Annotated in this window: 16 protein-coding genes, 1 tRNA gene and 1 other RNA gene; 7 read left to right on the top strand and 11 right to left on the bottom strand. The window is 71.5% G+C overall.

The genetic code is table 11. From position 1 onward, the window contains the following. On the bottom strand, positions 1 to 1,902 hold a 1,902-nt coding region (locus ACILQS_RS09955; RefSeq protein ID WP_395639966.1), incomplete at its 3' end, for a DNA polymerase III subunit gamma and tau. Between the two features lie 75 nt (positions 1,903 to 1,977). Here ACILQS_RS09955 and ffs point away from each other — a divergent pair. The 3 genes from ffs to ACILQS_RS09940 all read left to right on the top strand — a co-directional run bounded on the left by ffs (position 1,978) and on the right by ACILQS_RS09940 (position 2,863). Next, positions 1,978 to 2,074: signal recognition particle sRNA small type (gene ffs / locus ACILQS_RS09950), an RNA gene on the top strand. Beyond that, positions 2,073 to 2,157 (top strand) — tRNA-Ser (locus tag ACILQS_RS09945). The genes ffs and ACILQS_RS09945 overlap by 2 nt, the downstream gene beginning before the upstream one ends. Positions 2,158 to 2,242: 85 nt before the next feature. Beyond that, positions 2,243 to 2,863 carry a hypothetical protein gene (locus ACILQS_RS09940; RefSeq protein WP_395639965.1) on the top strand — a complete coding sequence of 207 codons (621 nt, stop codon included), beginning with the start codon at positions 2,243 to 2,245 and terminating at the stop codon, positions 2,861 to 2,863. A gap of 21 nt (positions 2,864 to 2,884) precedes the next feature. Here the strand turns inward: ACILQS_RS09940 and ACILQS_RS09935 are convergent, their stop codons facing one another. After that, entirely contained in the window at positions 2,885 to 4,492 is a 1,608-nt protein-coding gene (locus ACILQS_RS09935) for a helicase HerA-like domain-containing protein (RefSeq protein ID WP_395639964.1), read from the bottom strand. Positions 4,493 to 4,548: 56 nt separating this feature from the next. On the opposite strand from ACILQS_RS09935, the gene ACILQS_RS09930 reads away from it, so the two are divergent. Further along, positions 4,549 to 5,766, top strand: a complete 1,218-nt coding sequence (locus ACILQS_RS09930; RefSeq protein WP_395639963.1) for an ROK family protein — start codon at positions 4,549 to 4,551, stop codon at positions 5,764 to 5,766. Here the strand turns inward: ACILQS_RS09930 and ACILQS_RS09925 are convergent, their stop codons facing one another. The 4 genes from ACILQS_RS09925 to ACILQS_RS09910 all read right to left on the bottom strand — a co-directional run bounded on the left by ACILQS_RS09925 (position 5,767) and on the right by ACILQS_RS09910 (position 9,736). Next, complete coding sequence (locus tag ACILQS_RS09925; RefSeq protein WP_395639962.1) at positions 5,767 to 6,768, bottom strand: sugar phosphate isomerase/epimerase family protein; 1,002 nt, start codon at positions 6,766 to 6,768, stop codon at positions 5,767 to 5,769. A 23-nt stretch (positions 6,769 to 6,791) separates the two neighbouring features. After that, positions 6,792 to 7,952 carry a Gfo/Idh/MocA family protein gene (locus ACILQS_RS09920; protein WP_395639961.1) on the bottom strand — a complete coding sequence of 387 codons (1,161 nt, stop codon included), beginning with the start codon at positions 7,950 to 7,952 and terminating at the stop codon, positions 6,792 to 6,794. A 153-nt stretch (positions 7,953 to 8,105) separates the two neighbouring features. Then, complete coding sequence (locus tag ACILQS_RS09915) at positions 8,106 to 8,726, bottom strand: polysaccharide deacetylase family protein (protein ID WP_395639960.1); 621 nt, start codon at positions 8,724 to 8,726, stop codon at positions 8,106 to 8,108. Beyond that, on the bottom strand, positions 8,726 to 9,736 hold the full coding sequence (locus tag ACILQS_RS09910) for a LacI family DNA-binding transcriptional regulator (RefSeq protein WP_395639959.1): 1,011 nt from the start codon (positions 9,734 to 9,736) through the stop codon (positions 8,726 to 8,728). Before ACILQS_RS09910 ends, ACILQS_RS09915 begins: the two co-directional genes overlap by 1 nt. Before the next feature lie 118 nt (positions 9,737 to 9,854). Between ACILQS_RS09910 and xylA the strand changes: the two genes are divergently transcribed. Beyond that, a complete protein-coding gene (gene xylA / locus ACILQS_RS09905; RefSeq protein WP_395639958.1) occupies positions 9,855 to 11,045 on the top strand; it encodes a xylose isomerase in 1,191 nt (396 codons plus the stop codon). 95 nt (positions 11,046 to 11,140) lie between these two features. Next, complete coding sequence (locus tag ACILQS_RS09900; protein WP_395639957.1) at positions 11,141 to 12,508, top strand: xylulokinase; 1,368 nt, start codon at positions 11,141 to 11,143, stop codon at positions 12,506 to 12,508. A gap of 107 nt (positions 12,509 to 12,615) precedes the next feature. Here ACILQS_RS09900 and ACILQS_RS09895 read toward each other — a convergent pair whose 3' ends face one another. From ACILQS_RS09895 to ACILQS_RS09875, 5 genes are all read right to left on the bottom strand, one after another. Further along, a complete protein-coding gene (locus ACILQS_RS09895) occupies positions 12,616 to 13,803 on the bottom strand; it encodes an endo-1,4-beta-xylanase (RefSeq protein WP_395639956.1) in 1,188 nt (395 codons plus the stop codon). Beyond that, the gene (locus tag ACILQS_RS09890) at positions 13,800 to 16,133 is read right to left on the bottom strand and encodes a glycoside hydrolase family 3 N-terminal domain-containing protein (protein WP_395639955.1); all 2,334 of its coding nucleotides are present in this window, start codon (positions 16,131 to 16,133) and stop codon (positions 13,800 to 13,802) included. Before ACILQS_RS09890 ends, ACILQS_RS09895 begins: the two co-directional genes overlap by 4 nt. A gap of 7 nt (positions 16,134 to 16,140) precedes the next feature. Beyond that, positions 16,141 to 17,049: a carbohydrate ABC transporter permease gene (locus ACILQS_RS09885; RefSeq protein ID WP_395639954.1), complete on the bottom strand. Its 909-nt coding sequence runs from the start codon at positions 17,047 to 17,049 to the stop codon at positions 16,141 to 16,143. Between the two features lies 1 nt (position 17,050). Further along, the gene (locus tag ACILQS_RS09880) at positions 17,051 to 18,019 is read right to left on the bottom strand and encodes a carbohydrate ABC transporter permease (RefSeq protein WP_395639953.1); all 969 of its coding nucleotides are present in this window, start codon (positions 18,017 to 18,019) and stop codon (positions 17,051 to 17,053) included. An 80-nt stretch (positions 18,020 to 18,099) separates the two neighbouring features. Beyond that, on the bottom strand, positions 18,100 to 19,389 hold the full coding sequence (locus ACILQS_RS09875) for an ABC transporter substrate-binding protein (RefSeq protein WP_395639952.1): 1,290 nt from the start codon (positions 19,387 to 19,389) through the stop codon (positions 18,100 to 18,102). 118 nt (positions 19,390 to 19,507) lie between these two features. On the opposite strand from ACILQS_RS09875, the gene ACILQS_RS09870 reads away from it, so the two are divergent. After that, positions 19,508 to 20,293, top strand: a 786-nt coding sequence (locus tag ACILQS_RS09870) for an ROK family protein (RefSeq protein WP_395639951.1), incomplete at its 3' end; no start/stop codon positions are given.

Below are 20,293 nucleotides of genomic sequence, written 5' to 3'. Positions count from 1 at the left end.
GGGGGCCGCCGGGGGGGGGGGGGGGGGGGGGGGGGGGGGGGGGGGGGGGGGCGCGGATGCCGGAGGCGCCACGACCGGAGAGCTCGCCTCGGGCTCGGGATCGGCCACGGGAGCCGGTGCGCCGGGCGCGGGCGTCGGAGCCGCGGTGCCGCTCGACGGGATCGGCACGACGTTCCACTCCGGAGCCGGCGGCAGGGGGTTCTCGGCCGCCGCGGGCTGCGGGGCCGGAGGCTGCTCGACTCGGGCAGGGGCGGGGGCGGGCGGTCCCTCGGGTCCGACCTCGTGGCGGGCGAGGAACTTCACCCGCACCCCGAGCACCTCGTGGATCGCGCCGCGCAACTGCTCGCTGACGCTCTCCCCCGGGCCTTGCGGCTGCTTGAACGACGCCACGTCGGCCTCGGTGGCGAACGCGACGGTGAGCACGTCGCCGACGTAGGCCCGCGGGGTCGATGCGGCCAGCGCCATCCAGGCGTTGCGCTTGGAGTTCTTGACGATCTCGAGGATCTCGGGCCAGGCGTCGCGGATCTGCGCGAGGGTCACCGGCGCGGCAGGCGGCGGGTCGGCCTGGACCGGCACATCGGGCGGCGTCGGGTCTTCCGCCGGAGGCTCGTCGGGGGCCGGGGCGGGGCTCGCCTCCGACGCCGGCTCGGCCGGCTCCTCGCGGGCGCTGCGCGCACTGCGGATGTCGACGGGCTCCACGGCAGGACGATCGGGGACCGCGCGCATCGAGGGGTGCTCGTCGATGCCCATCCGACGTTCGAGACGTTCGACCCGGGCGAGCGCACCGCGCTCCGACTCGTCGGCCGCCGGCACGAGCAGGCGGGCGACCATCAGCTCCAGGTGCAGCCGCGGCGAGGTCGCCCCCGTCATCTCGGTGAGCGCCGTGTTGACGACATCCGCCGCCCTCGACAGCTCGGCCGAACCTAATGCCGACGCCTGCGCCGACATCCGATCGATCTCGTCGAGCGGCACGCCGCGCAACACCGCCGAGGCCGCGTCCCGGGTCGCGGCGACGACGATGAGGTCGCGCAGCCGCTCGAGGAGGTCTTCGACGAACCGGCGCGGGTCCTGGCCGGTCTGAACGACGCGATCGACCGCCGCGAAGACGCCGGCGGCATCGCGGGCACCGATCGCGTCGACGACCTCGTCCAGCAGCGCGCCGTGCGTGTAGCCGAGCAGGGCCACCGCCCGCTCGTACTGGATGGTGCCGCCCTCGGACCCCGCGATGAGCTGATCGAGCAGCGAGAGGGTGTCGCGCACCGAGCCTCCGCCCGCGCGGACGACCAGCGGAAGCACCCCGCCCTCCACCTCGACCTTCTCGTCGGCCGCCATCTTCTGCACGTAGTCGAGCATCTGCGCGGGCGGGACGAGGCGGAACGGATAGTGGTGGGTGCGGCTGCGGATCGTGCCGATGACCTTCTCGGGCTCGGTCGTGGCGAAGATGAACTTGATGTGCTCCGGCGGCTCCTCGACGAGCTTCAGCAGCGCGTTGAAACCCTGCGGGGTCACCATGTGCGCCTCGTCGAGGATGAAGATCTTGTAGCGATCCCGCGCCGGCGCGAACGCCGCGCGCTCGCGCAGGTCGCGGGCGTCGTCGACGCCGTTGTGGCTCGCGGCGTCGATCTCCACGACATCCAGAGACCCGCCCCCGTCGCGCGCGAGTTCGACACACGACGCGCAGGTGCCGCACGGGGTGTCGGTGGGACCCTCCGCGCAGTTGAGGCAGCGAGCCAGGATGCGCGCACTCGTGGTCTTGCCGCAGCCACGGGGGCCGGAGAAGAGGTAGGCGTGGTTGACCCGGTCGGTGCGCAATGCGGTGCGCAGCGGATCGGTCACCTGCGACTGGCCGATCAGCTCGGCGAACGTCTCCGGCCGGTAGCGGCGGTAGAGGGCGGTGACCACCAGCCCAGAGTAGCCGCCGCGACCGACGGGATCCGGATGGTCTCCCAGGCTCCAGGTGGAGGCCCTACACTGGTCGACGGCTCTCCGCGTGGCGCCATCCAGGCCAACTCCCCCAGGACGGAAACGTAGCAAGGGTAACCGGGCTCTGACGGGTGCGCGGAGGGTCCTCAGGAGGATTCGCCTAGTGGCCTATGGCGCACGCTTGGAAAGCGTGTTGGGTGAAAGCCCTCGGGGGTTCGAATCCCCCATCCTCCGCCGAGATCGCGTTACCAGCATCGCCCGCACCACCGCATCCGCAGAGTCGCCCCGCGCGGCTGTTCGACAGGGGGAGAGCACGCCCGTGACCGAGGACGCCGCCGTGCGCATCGTGCCGCGCCGCTCGCTACTCGTGTCCGCCCTCGTGTCGATCCTGGTCGTGCTGATCCCGATCTCGGCGGTGCTCTACTGGTTCGCCGTGCCGCGGGGCCAGGGCGTCTGGGTGGCCGTGACGCAGGCGATCGTCGTGGTCGTCTCCCTCGCCCTCTTGGCCCGGCAGTTGACGGTCGACGCCGTCGTCGCCGACGGCGAGCTGCGCGGACGCGGCATCTTCAGCCCGATGGAGCGCGTGCCGCTCAGCGCGATCGCCGCGGTCGACCTCGTGCCGGTCTACGTCGGCCAATCGCCGGAGACCGTGCCTCAGCTCCTGGTACGGGACGCCGTGGGCCGTCGGCTGTTCCGCCTGCGCGGCACGTTCTGGAACGCGGGCGATCTCGAGCGCATCGCGGACGCCCTCCCGGTCGCGATGCGGGTCGCCCCGGAGCCGATGTCCCACGCCGAGTTCTTCGCGGCCTACCCGGGCAGTGCCTACTGGTTCGAGAACCGACCCTGGCTCGTCGCCGGGTTGCTCCTCGTCGTCATCGCGGCCTGCATCAGTATCGCCGTCGGGGTCATGACCCTGCTCGGCATGCCGATCATGGCCTGAGCCTCGGCTCACCCGGACGGGTCAGCGCGCGCGTCCGAACAGGCGGTCGACGATCACCCGGGCGACCCGCACGCCGACGTTGACGGTCTCCCGGCGCACCCGGTCGGATCGGCGTTCGGCCTCGCGCCGCCGACGTGCCTCGGCCGTCGCCTGAGCCTTCTCCTCGCTCCGCCTGCGGCGTTCGGCGTCGGCATCCCGGGTCCGCTGCGCCTCGGCCGACCGCGCCTCGGCGGCGGCCGAGACGGCTGCCTCGCTCACCGCAGCGGCGGACCGGCGCACGCGCTCGGCGAGCATCTCCTGGGCCGACTCCGGATCCGCCGGGGTGCCGTACCGCGTCAGCAACGGAGAGGCCTCCACCGCGGCCGCGATCGCCGCCGCGGGAGCCGGGGCCATCGACCCCTGCGGGGCGCGGAGCCTCGTCCAGGCCACGGGCGTCGGCGCCCCATCCTCGTTCATGACGGTGACGATCGCCTCCCCGGTCGCCAGCGTGGTGAGCACTTCGGCGAGGTCGTAGCCCGACGTCGGGTAGGTGGTCACCGTCGCCTTCAAGGCGCGGGCGTCGTCGGGGGTGTGGGCGCGCAACTGGTGCTGCACGCGACTGCCGAGCTGCGCCAGCACGTCACCCGGCACGTCCTTGGGGGTCTGGGTGACGAAGAAGATGCCGACCCCCTTCGAACGGATGAGTCGCACGGTCTGCGTCACGACCGCGAGGAAGTCCTTCGACGCATCGCGGAACAGCAGGTGCGCCTCGTCGAAGAAGAAGACGAGCTTCGGCTTCGGCAGGTCGCCGACCTCGGGCAGGGCCCGGTACAGCTCCGAGAGCAGCCACATCAGGAAGGTCGAGAACAGCGCGGGCTTGTCCTGCACGCTCGGGACCTCGAGCAGGCTCACCAGCCCGCGGCCGTCGGCCGCGAGCCGCAGGAAGTCGGCCGGGTCGATCGCCGGCTCGCCGAAGAACACGTCGGCCCCCTGGTCGGCGAAGACGATGAGCTCGCGCAGGATGACCCCCGCCGTCGCCTTCGACAGCCCGCCGAGAGAGGCGAGCTCGCCCTTGCCCTCGGCCGAGACGAGGTGGGTGAGGACGCTCCGCAGGTCACCGAGATCCACCAGCGGAAGCTCGGCCTGCGCGGCGTAGTGGAACACGAGGGCGAGACTCGACTCCTGGGTGTCGTTGAGCCCGAGCACCTTGGCCAGGAGCAGCGGCCCGAAGCCGCGCACCGTCGCTCGGATCGGGACGCCCGACCCGAGGCCGCCGAGCGTGAAGAACTCCGTCGGGGTGGCGGTGCCCGCCCAGTCCTGTCCGATGCCGCGCGTGCGCTCGAGCAGCTTCTCGCTCGCCTCCCCCGCGGTCGCGATGCCCGAGAGGTCGCCCTTGATGTCGGCGGCGAAGACCGGCACGCCCGCGGCCGAGAGCTGTTCGGCGAGCACCTGGAGCGTCTTGGTCTTGCCGGTGCCGGTCGCCCCGGCGACGAGCCCGTGGCGATTCACCATCGCGAGCGGGATGCGGATCGGCACATCGGGGAGGGGGGTGCCGTTGACCAGGGCGCCCATCTCGAGCGCGGGGGCGTCGAACCCGTATCCGATTCGAACGGCGGCGATCTCCTCCGCGCTCAGCGGGCCGGCAGTCATGGCGTCAGCCTAGGCGAGGGCGGCACTTCGGCCGAAGATGCTGGTTAGATGTTGCGATGACCGACGTAAGTGGCGAGATGACCGTCGAATCCGGGCACGTCAACCCGCTCGGCTCCTCCGCCACCAGCGACCTGTTCCAGATCCTCCGCGACGGCAAGCCGCGCACGCGCACGGAACTCGCCGCGATCACCGGCCTCGCCCGGTCCACCATCGGACTGCGGATCGACGCCCTCATGCGACTCGGTCTCGTCGGAGCGATCGGCGACGCGGTCTCCACCGGCGGCCGCCCGTCGGCGCAGTTCGCCCTCGCGGCATCCGGCCGGGTCGTGCTCGGCGTCGACGTGGGCGCCTCGCACGTGCGCGCCGCCATCAGCGACCTCACGGGACGGATCCTCGCCGAGGAGGCCGCCCCGATCCCCGTGAGCGAGGGACCGGAGCGGGTGCTGAGCTGGGTCGCCGCAACCGGCACCGGACTGCTCGAGCGAACGGGTCGCACGATCGACGACCTGCTGGCCGTCGGCATCGGGGTTCCCGGGCCCGTCGAACACTCCACCGGCCGCCCGGCGAACCCGCCGATCATGCCCGGGTGGGACCGCTTCGACATCCCGGGGCGCCTTCAGGCGACCTTCGCCGTTCCCGTACTCGTCGACAACGACGTCAACATCATGGCGCTCGGCGAGCGGGAGCTGGCGTGGCCCGACGCCAGCCATCTGATCTTCGTCAAGGTCGCGACCGGCATCGGGTCGGGGGTCATCTCCGGCGGGCTGCTCCAGAGGGGCGCGCAGGGCACCGCGGGCGACATCGGCCACGTCTACGTCGCACGCGGAAAGGACGTGCCCTGCCACTGCGGCAACCGCGGCTGCCTCGAGGCGCTCGCGTCGGGCCGCGCGCTCGCGAAGGCGATGACGGCATCCGGCCTCGAGGCGGGCTCCAGCCAGGATGTCGTCGACCTCGTCAAGGCCGGCAACCTGGAGGCCATCCAGGCGGTGCGGCAGGCCGGCCGCGACATCGGCGAGGTGCTCACCACGTGCGTCAGCCTCATCAACCCGTCGGCGATCGTCATCGGCGGAGCCCTCGCCCAGGCCGGCGAGCACCTCATCGCCGGCGTACGCGAAGTCGTCTACACCCGCTCGATGCCGCTCGCGACCGAGCACCTGCAGATCACCCAGTCCCGGGTCGGACCGGATGCCGGCGTGCTCGGCGCGTGCATGCTCGCCATCCATCACGCCCTCTCCCCCGACCGCGTCGAGGCGATGGTGCTGGGTGCGGCGTAGCTACTTCGTCGAGAACGCGACGTCGAAGGCAGCGTCCGGCGCGTCGAAGGCGAGCCGACGCACGAACTCGAGCGCCTCCGGGGCGCCGACCAGGCGGTCCATCCCGGCGTCCTCCCACTCGACCGAGATCGGGCCCGTGTAGCCGATCGCGTTGAGCGCGCGGAACGCGTCCTCCCAGGGCACGTCGCCGTGGCCGGTCGAGATGAAGTCCCAGCCGCGCTTCGGGTCGGCCCACGCGAGATGCGAGCCGAGGCGGCCGTTGCGGCCGTTCGTCATGCGCTTGCGGGTGTCCTTGCAGTCGACGTGGTAGATCCGGTCGGCGAAGTCGATGAGGAAGCCGACCGAGTCGAGGTCCTGCCAGACCATGTGCGACGGGTCCCAGTTGAGGCCGAACGCGGGACGGTGCCCGATCGCCTCGAGCGTGCGCACGGTCGTCCAGTAGTCGTACGCGATCTCCGACGGGTGCACCTCGTGCGCGAACCGCACGCCGACCTCGTCGAAGACGTCGAGGATCGGGTTCCAACGGTCGGCGAAGTCCTGGTAGCCCGCGTCGATCGCCTCCTGCGAGACCGGCGGGAACATCGCGACGTACTTCCAGATCGACGAGCCGGTGAACCCGATGACGGTGTCGACACCGAGCTTCGCCGCGAGCCGGGCGGTGTGCGTCATCTCTTCCGCGGCGCGCTGACGCACCCCTTCGGGCTCCCCGTCGCCCCAGACGCGGTCACTCAGGATGTCGCGGTGCCGCTGGTCGATCGGGTCGTCGCAGACCGCCTGACCCTTGAGGTGGTTCGAGATCGCATAGACCTTGAGGTTGTACTTCGCGAGCAGCTCGAGCTTGCCCTCGGCGTAGCCCGGCTCATCCCAGCGCCACGGATCGAGGTGGTCGCCCCAGCACGCCAGCTCGAGGCCGTCGTAGCCCCAGCCGGAGGCGAGCTTCGCGACCTCCTCGAGGGGCAGGTCGGCCCACTGGCCGGTGAAGAGGGTGATCGGACGGGCCATCAGCGTGCTCCTTCGCGAGTGGATCAGACGGTGGTCCAGGCGCTGCCGGCGTCGGCCGAGGCTTCGACGGCGGCGAGGGCACGCTGAACGTGCAGCCCGTCGGCGAACGACGGCTCGGGCTGGGTGCCCGCCGCGATCGCGGCGGTGAAGTCGACGACCTGGTGGCTGAATCCGTGCTCGTAGCCGATGATGTGCCCGGGCGGCCACCAGGCAGCGACATAGGGGTGCACGGGCTCGGTGACCTGGATTCGACGGAACCCCTGCTCGCCCGCGGGAGCGGTGGCGTCGTAGAACTGCAGGGCATTCATGTCCTCGAGGTCGAACGCGATCGCGCCCGCCGTGCCCGAGACCTCGAGCCGCAGGGCGTTCTTGCGGCCCGTTGCGAACCGCGTCGCCTCGAAGGTGCCGAGCACGCCCGAATCGTAGCGGCCGACGATGAGCGCGACGTCATCCACGGTGACGGGGCCGCGCTCGGCGCCGGCCGTCCCGCTGAGTCCGGATGCGGACGCCATGACCGGCCGCTCGGTGACGAGGGTCTCGAGGGTTCCGGAGACTGAGGCGAGCTTCATCCCAGTGACGAATTCGGAGAGATCGATCGCGTGCGCGCCGATGTCGCCGAGCGATCCGGATCCGGCGAGCGACTTGTCGAGCCGCCAGGTCAGCGGAGACTCGGGGTCGGCGAGCCAGTCCTGGAGGTAGGCGGCGCGCACTTGCTGGATGCGCCCGATCTTGCCGGCGGCGATGAGCTGCTTCGCGAGCCCCGCAGCCGGAACCCGCCGATAGGTGAAGCCGACCATCGCGACGACGCCGCGGGCGAAGGCCTTCTCGGCGGCGGCCGTCATCGCCTCGGCCTCGGCGACCGAGTTGGCGAGGGGCTTCTCGCAGAGCACGTGTTTGCCCGCTTCGAGGGCGGCGATAGCGATCTCGGCGTGGGAGTCGCCGGGGGTCACGATGTCGACGATGTCGATGTCGTCCCGCGCGATGACCTCACGCCAATCGGTGGCGGACTCCGCCCAGCCCCACTTGGCGGCGGCGGCCTCGGCGCCCTCCGCCCGGCGGCCGACGACCACGGCCATCTCGATCGGGGCGGGCAGGTCGAAGAAGCGGGGGGCTACTCGCCAGCCCTGCGAGTGGGCGGCTCCCATGAAGCCGTGACCGATCATCGCGACGCGCAGTGGTGCCATGGGTTCGCATCCTTCGGTTGCTGGTGTCTCGGATCAACGCTGACGTCGGACACGCTACCGACTGTGTCGACGATCAGCCACCTTTCTTCGCCATTTCGACGTAAGCACCGGCGTGTCAGCGTCCCACGGCGGCCCGAGCGCCTCTCGCGGCGGTCACGGGCGGGCGGGCCTCGCGGGGAGCACGAACCGCCACCCGGCGGCGAGCCGCTCCTCCACCACCGTCCGCACGGCGGCGATCGACCCACGTCTATCGCCGCCGCCGTCGTGGACGAGCACCAGCTCCCCGGAACGCATCGCGGCGCGCAGCCGCTCCGTGAGCACCGCCTCGTCCTGGGTCATCCAGTCGCCGATCGTGTTGACTACGGCGAGCGGCTGCATCCCTTCGGCGACGGCCGCGTCGGGGGTACGACCCCAGCTGCCGTTCGGCGCCCGGAAGTAGGGCACGGGCACGTCGGGGCCGACGACCCGGGCGATGATCGCCGCGTTCGCCCGCATCCGCTCCCGCGCCTCGTCGACGGTGAGCGCGCCCATGTCATCGAAGTCGGTCGAGTGGTTGCACAGCACGTGTCCCTCCCGCACGGCGCGCCGCAGCAGCTCGGCGCCGCCCGGCGCGAGGATCTGCGCCCCGATGACCGCGAACACCGCGCGGATGCCGTGCTCCGCGAGCAGGTCGAGCAGGGCGGCGGTGTCGGCGCCGTTCGGTCCGTCGTCGAAGGTGAGGGCGCAGACATCCCCCTCGCCCTCGGCGGCCGCGAGCGGCGTCGTGGAGAGCATCATGCGCGCGGGGGCGCCGTGCTCTCGCGCACGACGAGGTCAGTGGCGAGATCGAGCCGGGTCACCTCGGTCGATCGCCCCTCCCGCATCCGGATCACCAGGCGGGTCGCTTCCTCCGCCATGCGCCGTAGCGGCTGGTGGATCGTCGTCAGGCGGGGGCTCACCCAGGTGGCGAGCGGGATGTCGTCGTACCCGACGATCGACACGTCGTCGGGCGCGCGCAGCCCGAGCTGGCGCATGGCTTCGAGCACGCCGAGCGCCTGGAGGTCGCTGCCGGCGAAGATCGCGGTGGGCCGGTCGTCGCGGTCGAGCAGGTCCTGGCCGTGCAGGCGTCCGCCCGAGGTGTGGAAGTCGCCGAATCGGATCCAGTCGGGATCGATCGGCAGCCCGGCCGCCGTCATCGCCGAGCGGTAGCCGTCGATGCGCGCGTGCGAGCACATCATGTCGTCGGGTCCGGTGATCGCGGCGATGCGCCGGTGGCCGAGCTCGAGGAGGTGGCGGGTCGCCATGAGCCCGCCCGACCAGTTCGCCGAGCCGACGCTCGGCACGTCCGGGGTGGGATCGCCGGCCGGGTCGATGATCACGAACGGGATGCTGCGCGCCTTCAGCACCTCGCGGTACTGGTCGGGGATCGCCGAGAACACGAGCACGACCCCGACCGGCCGACGCTGGAGGACGCCGTCGATCCAGTCGGCGGCGGGGGCGTGGCGGGAGCCGCTCTCGGTGAGCACGACGCTCAACCCCGCGGCGCGGGCGACATCCTCGACGCCCTTGATGATCTCCATCGACCAGGCGGCCTCGAGCTCGTGGAACACCAGCTCGACGAGCGAACTCGACGTCGGGGTGCCGCGACGGCGGTACCCGTGCTGCGAGAGCAGGTCTTCGACGCGCCCGCGGGTCGCGGCGGAGACGTCGGCTCGGCCGTTCAACACCTTCGACACCGTCGCGAGCGAGACGGCGGCCTGCTCGGCGATGTCCTGCAGGGTGACGCGGATGCTCTGGTCGGTCACACCTGTTCCTCTCGAAAATCACGCCGAAACTATCGGAAGCGGCTATCACTGTACGCGCTTTCCGGATATGTTGTATCTCGCAACATATCTCGCGCCACCACGATCAACGGAGCTCGCCATGTCTCTCACCCCCACCCCGGCCGACAAGTTCACCTTCGGGCTGTGGACCGTCGGCTACAACGGCACCGACCCGTTCGGCGGCCCGACCCGCAAGCCCCTCGACACCGTGCACGCGGTCGAGAAGCTCGCCGAACTCGGCGCCTACGGCCTCACCTTCCACGACGACGACCTCTTCCCGTTCGGGTCGGACGACGCCGCCCGTCAGAAGGAGATCGACCGCCTGAAGGGCGCGCTCGCGTCCACCGGGATGAAGATCCCGATGGTCACCACCAACCTCTTCTCGGCCCCCGTCTTCAAGGACGGCGGCTTCACCGCGAACGACCGCGACGTGCGCCGGTTCGCCCTGCGCAAGGTGTTCCGCCAGCTCGACCTCGGCGCGGAGCTCGGGGCCCAGACCTTCGTCATGTGGGGAGGCCGCGAGGGTGCCGAATACGACGCCGCCAAGGACATCCGTCAGGCCCTCGAGCGGTACCGCGAGGCCGTCAACCTGCTCGGCGACTACGTCACCGACAAGGGCTACGACATCAAGTTCGCCATCGAGCCCAAGCCGAATGAGCCCCGCGGCGACATCCTGCTGCCGACCCTCGGCCACGCGATCGCGTTCATCGACTCGCTCGCCCGCCCCGAACTCGTCGGCCTCAACCCCGAGGTCGGCCACGAGCAGATGGCGGGCCTGAACTTCGCCGCCGGCATCGCGCAGGCGCTGTACCACGGCAAGCTCTTCCACATCGACCTCAACGGTCAGCGCGGCATCAAGTACGACCAGGACCTCGTGTTCGGGCACGGCGACCTGCACAACGCGTTCGCCCTCGTCGACCTGCTCGAGAACGGCGGCCCCGGCGGGGTTCCGGCGTACACCGGCCCGCGTCACTTCGACTACAAGCCGTCGCGCACCGAGGACGAGAAGGGCGTGTGGGAGTCGGCGGCGGCGAACATGCGCACCTACCTGCTGCTCAAGGAGCGCGCGGCGGCGTTCCGCGCCGACCCCGAGGTGCAGCAGGCGCTCGCCGACGCGCGCGTGGCGGAACTGTCGGTGCCGACGCTCAACGAGGGCGAGACCTACACCGACTTCCTCGCCGACCGGTCGGCCTACGAGGACTTCGACACGTCCGTGTACCTGGGTGGCAAGGGCGGCGGCTTCGTGCGCCTCCAGCAGCTCGCCACCGAGCACCTCATGGGCGCCCGCTAACCCGTCCGCATAGAACCCTCTGTGGCGCGAGGGAACCCCGCACGCCGGGGTCCCTTGCGTCACAGAACCCTCTCTGACGAACACAGGAGCACCGGATGACACTCGTCGCGGGAGTCGACTCGTCGACGCAGAGCTGCAAGGTCGTGATTCTCGACGCCGCCACGGGCGAGCTCGTGCGGCAGGGGCGCGCGTCGCACCCGGCCGGCACCGAGGTCGACCCTGAGGCGTGGTGGGTCGCGCTGCAGGAGGCCATCGCCGCGGCCGGTGGCATCGACGACGTCGCCGCCGTGTCGATCGCGGGACAGCAGCACGGGATGGTCGTGCTCGACGCCGAGGGGAACGTCATCCGCCCCGCCCTGCTGTGGAACGACACCCGCTCCGCCGACGCCGCCGACGCCCTCGCCGCCGAGTTCCCCGACATCGTCGCGCGCACCGGCTCGCGACCGGTCGCCTCGTTCACGGCCACCAAGCTGCGCTGGCTGCGGGATGCCGAGCCCGCCCATGCCGCGCGGGTGCACGCCGTCGCACTCCCCCACGACTGGCTCACCTGGCGCCTGCGCGGCTTCGGCCCGGGCCACGCCGACTTCGCGGAGCTGACCACCGACCGTTCGGATGCCAGCGGCACCTCCTACTGGAACCCGCACACGAACGACTACGACCGCGAGCTCCTCGTCGCCGCCCTCGGCCACGACGCCATCCTGCCCCGCGTGCTCGGCCCCGGGGAGTCGGCCGGCACCCTGCCGGGCGGTCAGCTCGTCGGGCCGGGCGCCGGCGACAACGCGGGCGCCGCCCTCGGGCTCGGCGCGCGCGACGGGGATGTCGTGGTCTCGATCGGCACGTCGGGCACCGTCTTCGCGGTGACCGGGTCGCCGGCGGGATCCGACACCGTCGCCGGATTCGCCGACGCGAGCGGGCTCTACCTGCCGCTCGTCGCCACCCTCAACGCCGCGCGCGTGCTCGACGCGATCGCCGGGCTGCTCGGCGTCGACCACGATGAGCTCGGTCGCCTCGCGCTCACCGCGGAACCCGGCGCCGGCGGCCTCGTGCTGCAGCCCTGGTTCGAGGGCGAGCGCACCCCGAACCGCCCCGACGCGACCGCCACCGTATTCGGAATGACCCTGTCGAACACCACCCGCGGCGACGTGGCCCGGACCGCGATCGAGGGCCTGCTCTGCGGGCTCGCCGCCGGTCTCCACGCCGTGCAGAGCGTCGGCGTCGACGCGCGCCGCATCCTGCTGATCGGCGGGGCGGCGCAGAACCCCGCCGTGTCGGCGATCGCGGCGCAGGTGTTCGATGTTCCCGTCGTCGTGCCGGAACCGGGCGAGTACGTCGCCCGTGGCGCCGCCGTCCAGGCCGCCTGGGTCGCGAGCGGCGAGCGCCCGGACTGGACGCTCCCGGTGGCCGTGTCGCCGGCATCCGATCACCGCCCGGTCATCCTCGAGCAGTACGCCGCGCGTCTCTAGCCGCTTTCCGTTTTCAGGAGAACGTGTGGCTGATGTCGACAGAAGTCGATTCGGCACCGCTCACCCGCCACTCCTGCCACGGTTACTCCTGAAAACGGAAAGCGCACCTAAACGAGGTCGAACTCCTGCTCGTGGTCGCCCGCGGCGAGGCGGTAGCGACCCTTCAGCCCCGACACCGTCACGCGGCCGGCGGCGTCGGTGCGCAGCGTCGCGGGTGGGGTCCACCAGTCGCCGCGGATGAGCTCTCGCAAGGTCGAGTAGCCGGGCTTGGGGGTTCCATCAGGCCGCACGAGGCCGGCGGGAGCCCCGAGCCAGGCGCCGCGATCGGCGAGGCCCCAGTAGGTGATCGACGCGACCGCGGGATGCCCGAAGAGCGAGCGGTAGTGCCTCTCGAGTTCGGAGGCCTGCCGCGCCTCGCCCTCCGGGGTGGAGGGCCAGTCCTCGCGCACGTAGTCGTTGAGGTCGACGATCTCGGGGGGCATGAGGTCGCCGGAGAGCAGCGTCGTCTCGGTGAAGTGCAGCGGGATGCCGAAGCGCGCGAACCGGTCCGCGGCCTCGAGGGCGCGATCCTCGCCGCGGTAGCCCTGATGCATGTGCGTCTGCAGTCCGATGCCGTCAACGGCGACGCCGCGGGCGAGCACGGCCTCGACGAGCGCCTCGTAACGCTCGGAGAGGTCGAAGTCGTTGAGGTGCAGTCGCACCGCGGGTGATGCCGACCGCGCCGCGGCCGCCGCGAACTCGATCAGCCCGTCCCCGCCCCGCGAGGCGGCGAGCGGCGTGATGGCGTTGTCGCCGTTGTCGAACACCGGGGCGATGACGGCTTCGTTGACGATGTCCCAGGTGTCGACGAGACCGGCGAAGTCGGCGACCTCGCGCCGCACCCGCGCCGCCACCCGGTCGGCGACCTCCGCGAGCGGACGCCCCATCAACCAGTCGGGCGCGAGGGTGTGCCACACGAGCGGGTGGCCCTTCACCCGCACGCCGTGCGCGGCGAACCACTGTGCCGCCCGCTTCAGCCGACGCGTGCGCGGCCTGCCGTCGGTCGGCTCGAAGTCGGCCCAGTAGAACGGCAGGATCGCCAGGTCGAAGACGTCGAGGAAGAGCCGCGCGAGGTCACCATCGCCGGGCGCGCCGTGACCGTTGGCGTGGTCGAGCAGTTCGAAGCCGATGTTGCCGAACCCGAAGGCGTGTCGCGTCTGCTCGATCTGCACCTCGGTGTCGGCGAGCAGGCGGTCCCCGGCTCGCACCTCGACGACCGAGGTCGCGATGCGGTGCGCGGGGATCGTGGCGGTCATCCTCGCGGGCGCTGTTCGCTCCAGACCGGGTGCAGCGCGCGGTCGAAGCCGACGACGCGCACCGGGCCGTCGAGGGTGACGCCGACACTGAGCGGGATGTCGCCGCTCGAGCGACCGAAGCCGAACACCAGCTCCCCGGGCTCGACGATCCGCTCCCCCGTGGCGCCGGGGAAGGAAGCGAGGTCCGCGGGCACGTCGAGAGTCAACCGCACCGACTCTCCGGCGGCGAGTGCGACCTTCCGGAAGCCGACGAGCCGCTGCACGGGCCGCACCACCGAGGCGACGGGGTCGTTCAGGTAGACCTGCACGACCTCGGCGCCGTCGCGGTCGCCGGTGTTGCGCACCGTGATCGAGAGGCGGGCCGTGCCGTCGGTGCCGATCGCGGGCTCGGCGACCGCCGCATCCGACCACTCGAACGCCGTGTACGACAGGCCGTGCCCGAACGGGTAGGTCGCGCCGACCTTGACGCTCGAGACCCCGGTCGACTGCGCAAGGGGCGACGCGAGGTAGGTCGAGGGCTGCGCGCCGGGCGACGCGGGGACGCTCACCGGCAGCCGACCGCTCGGGTTCACCCGACCGCTGAGCACACCGGCGATCGCGCCCGCACCCTCCTCCCCGGGGAAGAAGGTCTGCACGATCGCGGCGGCGTCGGTGGTCGCGGCGCCCAGGAAGTAGGGGCGTCCGGCGAGCAGCGTCAGCACGACGGGCGTGCCCGCCGCGAGCAGAGCGGCGAGCAACGCCGCCTGCGACCCGGGAAGCACGAGCGACTCGACGTCGCAGCCCTCGCCGCTCGTGCCGCGGCCGAAGAGTCCCGCGCGGTCGCCGAGAGCGAGGATGACGACATCCGACTCCCGGGCGAGCGCGACCGCCGCCGCGATGCCGTCGGTCTCGCCGCCGTCGATCGTCGTACCGAGGGCGTACTCGACGGTCGCCGCCGGGAACTCCGCGCGCACCGCGTCGAGCAGGGTCGGGATCTCGATGCCGACCGGCACCTCGGGGTGATGGGCGCCGACGTGCAGCGGGAAGGAGTAGCAGCCGAGCATCGCCGCGAAGTCGTCGGCGGTGGGGCCGACGACCGCGATGCGCGCCGGAGCGACGAGCGGCAGGACGCCGTCGTTACGCAGCAGCACGACCGCCTGCTCCGCGAGATCGCGGGCGACGGCGCGGTTCTGCGGGGGGTCGAGGTCGACCGTGCCGCGCAGCGCCTCGGGATCGCTCAGGTCACGACCGGCGAGCACCGGCGGCACGGGTGACCATTCCCCGGAGAGCAGGCCGAGGTCCGCCTTCTGGCGCAGCACCCGACGTAGTGCGGTGTCGATCACCGACTCGGCGAGTTCGCCCGAGCGCACGGCGTCGAGCAGCGGCTCCCCGTAGGCGTGCACCGTCGGCAGCTCGACGTCGATCCCCGACGTGAGCGCCAGAGCGGCGGCATCGCCGAAGGATCCGACGACGCGGTGGTGCAGTTTGAGGAAGGCGACCGCGAAGTAGTCGGCGACGACGGTGCCCTCGAAGCCGTACTCGCCGCGCAGCAGCTCCGTGAGCAGCGACGCGTCGCCGGCCGACGGGATGCCGTCGGTGTCGGTGTACGCGTTCATGACCGACCGCGGCTTGCCGTCGCGCAGCACCATCTCGAACGGCGGGAGCATGACATCCGCTCGCTCGCGCGGGCCCATCGAGACCGGGGCGAGGTTGCGGCCGGTGCGGGACGCCGAGTAGCCGACGAAGTGCTTGAGGGTCGCGACGATGCCGGCCGACTCGAGCCCGCGCACGTAGGCCGAGCCGATCGTGCCGATGAGGTACGGGTCTTCGCCGATCGTCTCCTCGACGCGACCCCAGCGGGCGTCGCGCACGACGTCGAGCACGGGCGCGAGACCCTGATGGATGCCGACCGACGCCATGTCCTCGCCGATGAGGCGCGCCATCCGCTCGACGAGCTCCGGGGCGAACGCCGCCCCCCATGACAGCGGCACCGGGTAGGCCGTGGCGCCCCACGCGGCGAAACCGGCGAGGCACTCCTCGTGCGCCATCGCCGGGATGCCGTGGGCGCCCTCGTCGAGGAGCCGTTGCTGGAGGCGCATCAGCGACAGGGCGCCGAGGGCCGCGTCGACGGGGACGGTGCCGAACGGACGCGTCACCTGACCGAGTCCGGCGGGCACGAGGGCGTCCATGTCGATATCGCCGGTGAGTTCGTGCTGGTTCGGGGCGACATCACCGCCGTCCGCGTTCGCGCCGACCCAGACGCCGTAGAGCTGGGCGACCTTCTCTTCGAGCGTCAGGCTCGCGAGGACCCCCTCGACATCGGTCGCGGGGCGGGTGGTGGTATCGGTCATTGCAGGATCAGCCCTTCACGGCGCCGGTGAGACCGCCGACGATCCGCTTCTCGGCGAACAGGAAGAACGCGAGGGCGGGGAGCATCGACAGGGAGGTGTAGGCGAGCACCGCTCCGGTGTCGGCGGAGTACTGCGTCGAGTACTGCTGCGCGCCGAGGGGGAGGGTCCAGAAGTCCTGGGGCATGCCGCCGGCACCCAGGATGAGCAGCGGGAGCAGGTAGGCGTTCCAGCTCGCGATGAAGGCGAGCACCCCCACCGTGACCAGCCCCGGCACCGACAGCGGCAGCATGATGCGCCAGAAGAATCCGATGCGGCTCGCCCCGTCGATCGACGCGGCCTCCTCGAGCTCGTGCGGGATCGCCCGCAGGAACGGCACCAGGATGATGATCGTCGTCGGCAGCGCGAACCCGACCTGCGGGATGATGACGCCGAGGAACGTGCCCTGCAGATCGAGCTGGCGCAGCAGGATGCTCAGCGGCAGCGCCGCGACGGTGACCGGGAACATGAGCCCCGCGGCGAAGAGCGCGTAGAGACCCGCGCGGCCGCGGAACTCGTAGCGGGCGATCGCGAAGGCGGCCATCACCCCGAGGGCGACGACGCCGAGTGTCGTGCCGGTCGCGATGAGCGCCGAGGAGAACACCGACCCCCAGAATCGCTCGGAGGTCAGCACGTTCAGGTAGTTGTCGATCGTCCACGGGTTCGGCCAGCCGCCGGGATCCTGGTTGATGTCGACGGTCGTGCGGAAGCCGTTGACCCAGACGTAGGCGACCGGGCCGACCGCGACGGCGGCCGCGACGAGGGCGACCAGGTAGACCCAGGGCTGGCCCCAGTCGAAGCTCTTGCGCCGCTGCGGCGGGGCATCGGGGGCGTCCCACGCGGCCGCGCGGGAGGAGGGCCGATTCTGAACCTGCGTCATGTCAGCGTCCCTCGCCACTCGTCAGGGCGCCCGCCAGGTCGCGGCGCATCACGGTGCGCTGGAAGACCAGCGCGACGACCAGCGAGATGACGAACAGGATGACGGCGATGGCGCTGCCGTAGCCCGGCGCACCCTGCCCGTTCTGGAGCATGTAGACCGCCATCGTGTTGGTCGCTCCCACCGGGCCGCCCTTCGTGGTGACCCAGACCATGTCGAAGAGCTGGAGGGAGCCGATCACCGAGAGGAAGGCCCAGATGCGGATCGTGGGGGCGAGCAGCGGGAGGGTGATGCGCCACTGCGTCTGCCACCAGGACGCGCCGTCGATCGCGGCCGCCTCCTGGAGTTCCTGGGGCACGCCCTGCAGCCCGGCCAGCATCAGCAGGATCGCGAAGCCGACGTACTTCCAGGTGAGGATGAGGAACATCACGCCGAGCGCGATGTCGGGATTGGCCAGCCACGGCTGGGCGAGCTCGCCGAGGCCGACCTGCTCGAGCACGGCGTTGATGCCGCCGCGCGGCGAGAGCAGGAGCTTCCACGACAGACCGGCGATGACCTCGGCCAGCACGTAGGGCACGAAGATCAGCGCCCGGAAGATCGAGCGGCCGCGCATCCGCCGGTTGAGCAGCAGCGCGACGCCGATGGCGAGCGGGCCCTGGACGAGGAGCGAGGCCACGACGATCGTGAAGTTGTTGCCGATCGCGCGGAGGAAGACGGGGTCGTTCAGCGCACGGACGTAGTTGTCGATGCCGATGAACCGCTCGAGGGGGCCGAGTCCGTTCCAGTTGAAGAAGCTGTACACCGCGGCCAGGACGACCGGGAGGATGACGAAGCCCAGGAAGACGATGAGCGCGGGTCCGGTGAAGAGCGCGATCTCGAGGCGTCGACGGACGTTGGTGCTGCGGCGGGGCCGGGAGGCCGGAGCCGGCGCGAGTGGCGCGGCCGCCGGGGGTGGGGTCAGGGTCTGGGTCATGTTCTTCGTCGTTCGTTCAGGTGGTGAGGCAGGGCCCGCCCGGGGGGATGCGGGCCCTGCCTCCTGGGGAGTGCTGCGGCTTACTGGGCCGCGGCGGTGTCCTTCAGTGCCTGAACGACATCCTCGGGCGTTCCGGTGCCGCCGAAGATGTTGACGATGGCCTGGTTCAGCGGGTTGCCGAAGGCCGGGCCGAGGGCGCTGTCCAGCCAGAGCTGGACGTACGAGGAGCCCGCGAGACCTTCCGCGATCGCCTGCAGGTTCGGGTCGGTCAGCGCGTCGGCCGCCTCCGGGTTGGCGGGGATGCCCGACCCGGCTTCGGCGAAGCGGCGCTGCACGTCGGCGCTCGACAGGTAGCGCACCAGCTCGACGGCCTCGTCGGGAGCGTCGGCGGCCACACCCCAGCCGTCACCGCCGCCCATCGCGATCGTCGGGTCGCCGGCAGCGCCCGGAATGCTCGGGAACGGGAACCAGGACAGCCACTCCGGCGCGACACCCTCGGGGGTGAGCGAGCCGATGGTGCCGGCGTTCCACGGGCCCATGAACTCCATGGCCGCGGTCTGGTTGGCCATCAGCCCGTTGGAGCTGTCGGCGCCGGTCTGGGCCGGGGTCGCGAGGAAGCCCTCGTTGAACGGCTCGGTGGCGAGGAAGTCCTCGAGGTTCTCGCCGGCCTCGATCCAGCACGCGTCGTCGAACTCGAGGTTCGCGATCGAGGACTGGAGCACGTCGGTCGGGCACGACGCCAGCGCGAACTGGTACCACCAGTGCCCGGCCGGCCACAGGTCGCCGGCGCCGACGGCGATCGGCGAGACGCCGAGGTCCTTCAGCTTCCCGACGGCGTCTTCGAGCTCGTCGAGCGTCTCGGGCGTGCCCTCGATGCCGGCCTGCTCGAACAGGTCGGTGTTGTACCAGATGCCCGTCACGCCGAAGGAGAACGGGATGCCGTACTGCTTGCCGTCGACCTCCCACGGCTTGACGACGCCGCCGTACGCGGCGATCTCGTCCGCGAGCGGCTCGCTGAGGTCCTTGAGGTAGCCGGCCTCGGCCTGCGCCGCGACCTCTCCGCCGGGCCAGACCTGGAAGACATCGGGGGCGTCGCCCGACTGCAGGGCGTTGGGGATGAGGGTGCGCTGCAGGTCTTCGTTCTGGTAGCCGGTGACCTCGACGGTGACCCCGGGGTTGGCCTCTTCGAACTCGGCGGCGACTTCCTCGTAGATGCCCTGCTGCGGGTCGGAGGTGGCGTTGTGCCACCAGGTGAGCGTGACGTCGCCGTCCCCACCGTCGCCGGCGGCGGTGCAGCCGGCGAGTCCGAGGAATACGACCGTCGAGGCCGCGACGACAGTGCCCAGCCTCTTGGTGCGGGACTTGTTCATCTTTGAACGCCTTTCGAAAGTTTCGGCATCAGAGCCGAAAGTGATTGGGTGAGGTCGATAGTAGGGCGCGCCCAATATGTAGTCAAGAACAACAAATGCCGGGCACTAGGGTAAGCGCATGTCAGCCGGGGACAACGCGGACGGAGTCCGTCGGCGCAACCTCGCCACGGTCCTCGACCTCGTCCACCACGGCCGGGCCGCCTCGCGCGCCGAGCTGACGGCGCTCACCGGACTCAATCGCTCCACCGTCGCAGCCCTCGTCGCAGAACTCGCCGAACTCCGTCTGCTCGACGAAGGCGACCCGGTCGCGAGCGGCGGCGTCGGGCGTCCCTCCCCCGGCGTGCGGGTCAATCCGACGACCGTGACGATCGCGGTGAACCCCGAAGTGGATGCCGTGACGGCGGCCGTGGTCGGGCTCGGCGCGCACGTCGGCCGACGCATCCGCCGCCCGCTGGAGGCGATCCCCGACCCCGAGACGGCCGTCGACGTCATCACCGATCTGGTGACGGAGCTCTCGGGACGCGGCCCCCGGGTCGCCGCGGTCGGACTCGCGATCCCCGGACTGGTGCGTGCCACGGACGGGACCGTGCGATGGGCTCCGCACCTCGGCTGGCGCGAGATCCCGTTCGCCCGCATGGTCGAGGATGCCGTCGGCCTGCCCGTGCACGCCGACAACGACGCGACCCTCGGAGCGGTCGCGGAGCACCTCTTCGGCGCGGGACGCGGGGTCGCCGATCTGCTCTACCTCAACGGCGGCGCGTCCGGCATCGGCGGCGGGGTGATCGTGCGGGGCCAACCGCTCACCGGTCGAGGCGGCTACGCGGGCGAGTTCGGGCAGAACCGCCCGGGCGCCGGCGACCGGCTCTCCGAGCGCGGAACGCTCGAAGACGAGGTGAGTCGAGCC

It is taken from the genome of Pseudolysinimonas sp. (assembly GCF_044239695.1).
In the GTDB taxonomy this organism is placed as follows: domain Bacteria; phylum Actinomycetota; class Actinomycetes; order Actinomycetales; family Microbacteriaceae; genus Pseudolysinimonas_A.
The sequence above is the reverse complement of the archived record's forward strand: the minus strand, read 5'-3'. Positions and strand labels throughout refer to the sequence as shown.

Coding starts and splice junctions, on each gene's coding strand:
- ACILQS_RS09935 (WP_395639964.1), bottom strand. CDS start 4,492: ATGACTGCCGGCCCGCTGAGCGCGGAGGAGATCGCCGCCGTTCGAATC.
- ACILQS_RS09930 (WP_395639963.1), top strand. CDS start 4,549: ATGACCGACGTAAGTGGCGAGATGACCGTCGAATCCGGGCACGTCAAC.
- ACILQS_RS09925 (WP_395639962.1), bottom strand. CDS start 6,768: ATGGCCCGTCCGATCACCCTCTTCACCGGCCAGTGGGCCGACCTGCCC.
- ACILQS_RS09920 (WP_395639961.1), bottom strand. CDS start 7,952: ATGGCACCACTGCGCGTCGCGATGATCGGTCACGGCTTCATGGGAGCC.
- ACILQS_RS09915 (WP_395639960.1), bottom strand. CDS start 8,726: ATGCTCTCCACGACGCCGCTCGCGGCCGCCGAGGGCGAGGGGGATGTC.
- xylA (WP_395639958.1), top strand. CDS start 9,855: ATGTCTCTCACCCCCACCCCGGCCGACAAGTTCACCTTCGGGCTGTGG.
- ACILQS_RS09900 (WP_395639957.1), top strand. CDS start 11,141: ATGACACTCGTCGCGGGAGTCGACTCGTCGACGCAGAGCTGCAAGGTC.
- ACILQS_RS09895 (WP_395639956.1), bottom strand. CDS start 13,803: ATGACCGCCACGATCCCCGCGCACCGCATCGCGACCTCGGTCGTCGAG.
- ACILQS_RS09890 (WP_395639955.1), bottom strand. CDS start 16,133: ATGACCGATACCACCACCCGCCCCGCGACCGATGTCGAGGGGGTCCTC.
- ACILQS_RS09885 (WP_395639954.1), bottom strand. CDS start 17,049: ATGACGCAGGTTCAGAATCGGCCCTCCTCCCGCGCGGCCGCGTGGGAC.
- ACILQS_RS09880 (WP_395639953.1), bottom strand. CDS start 18,019: ATGACCCAGACCCTGACCCCACCCCCGGCGGCCGCGCCACTCGCGCCG.
- ACILQS_RS09875 (WP_395639952.1), bottom strand. CDS start 19,389: ATGAACAAGTCCCGCACCAAGAGGCTGGGCACTGTCGTCGCGGCCTCG.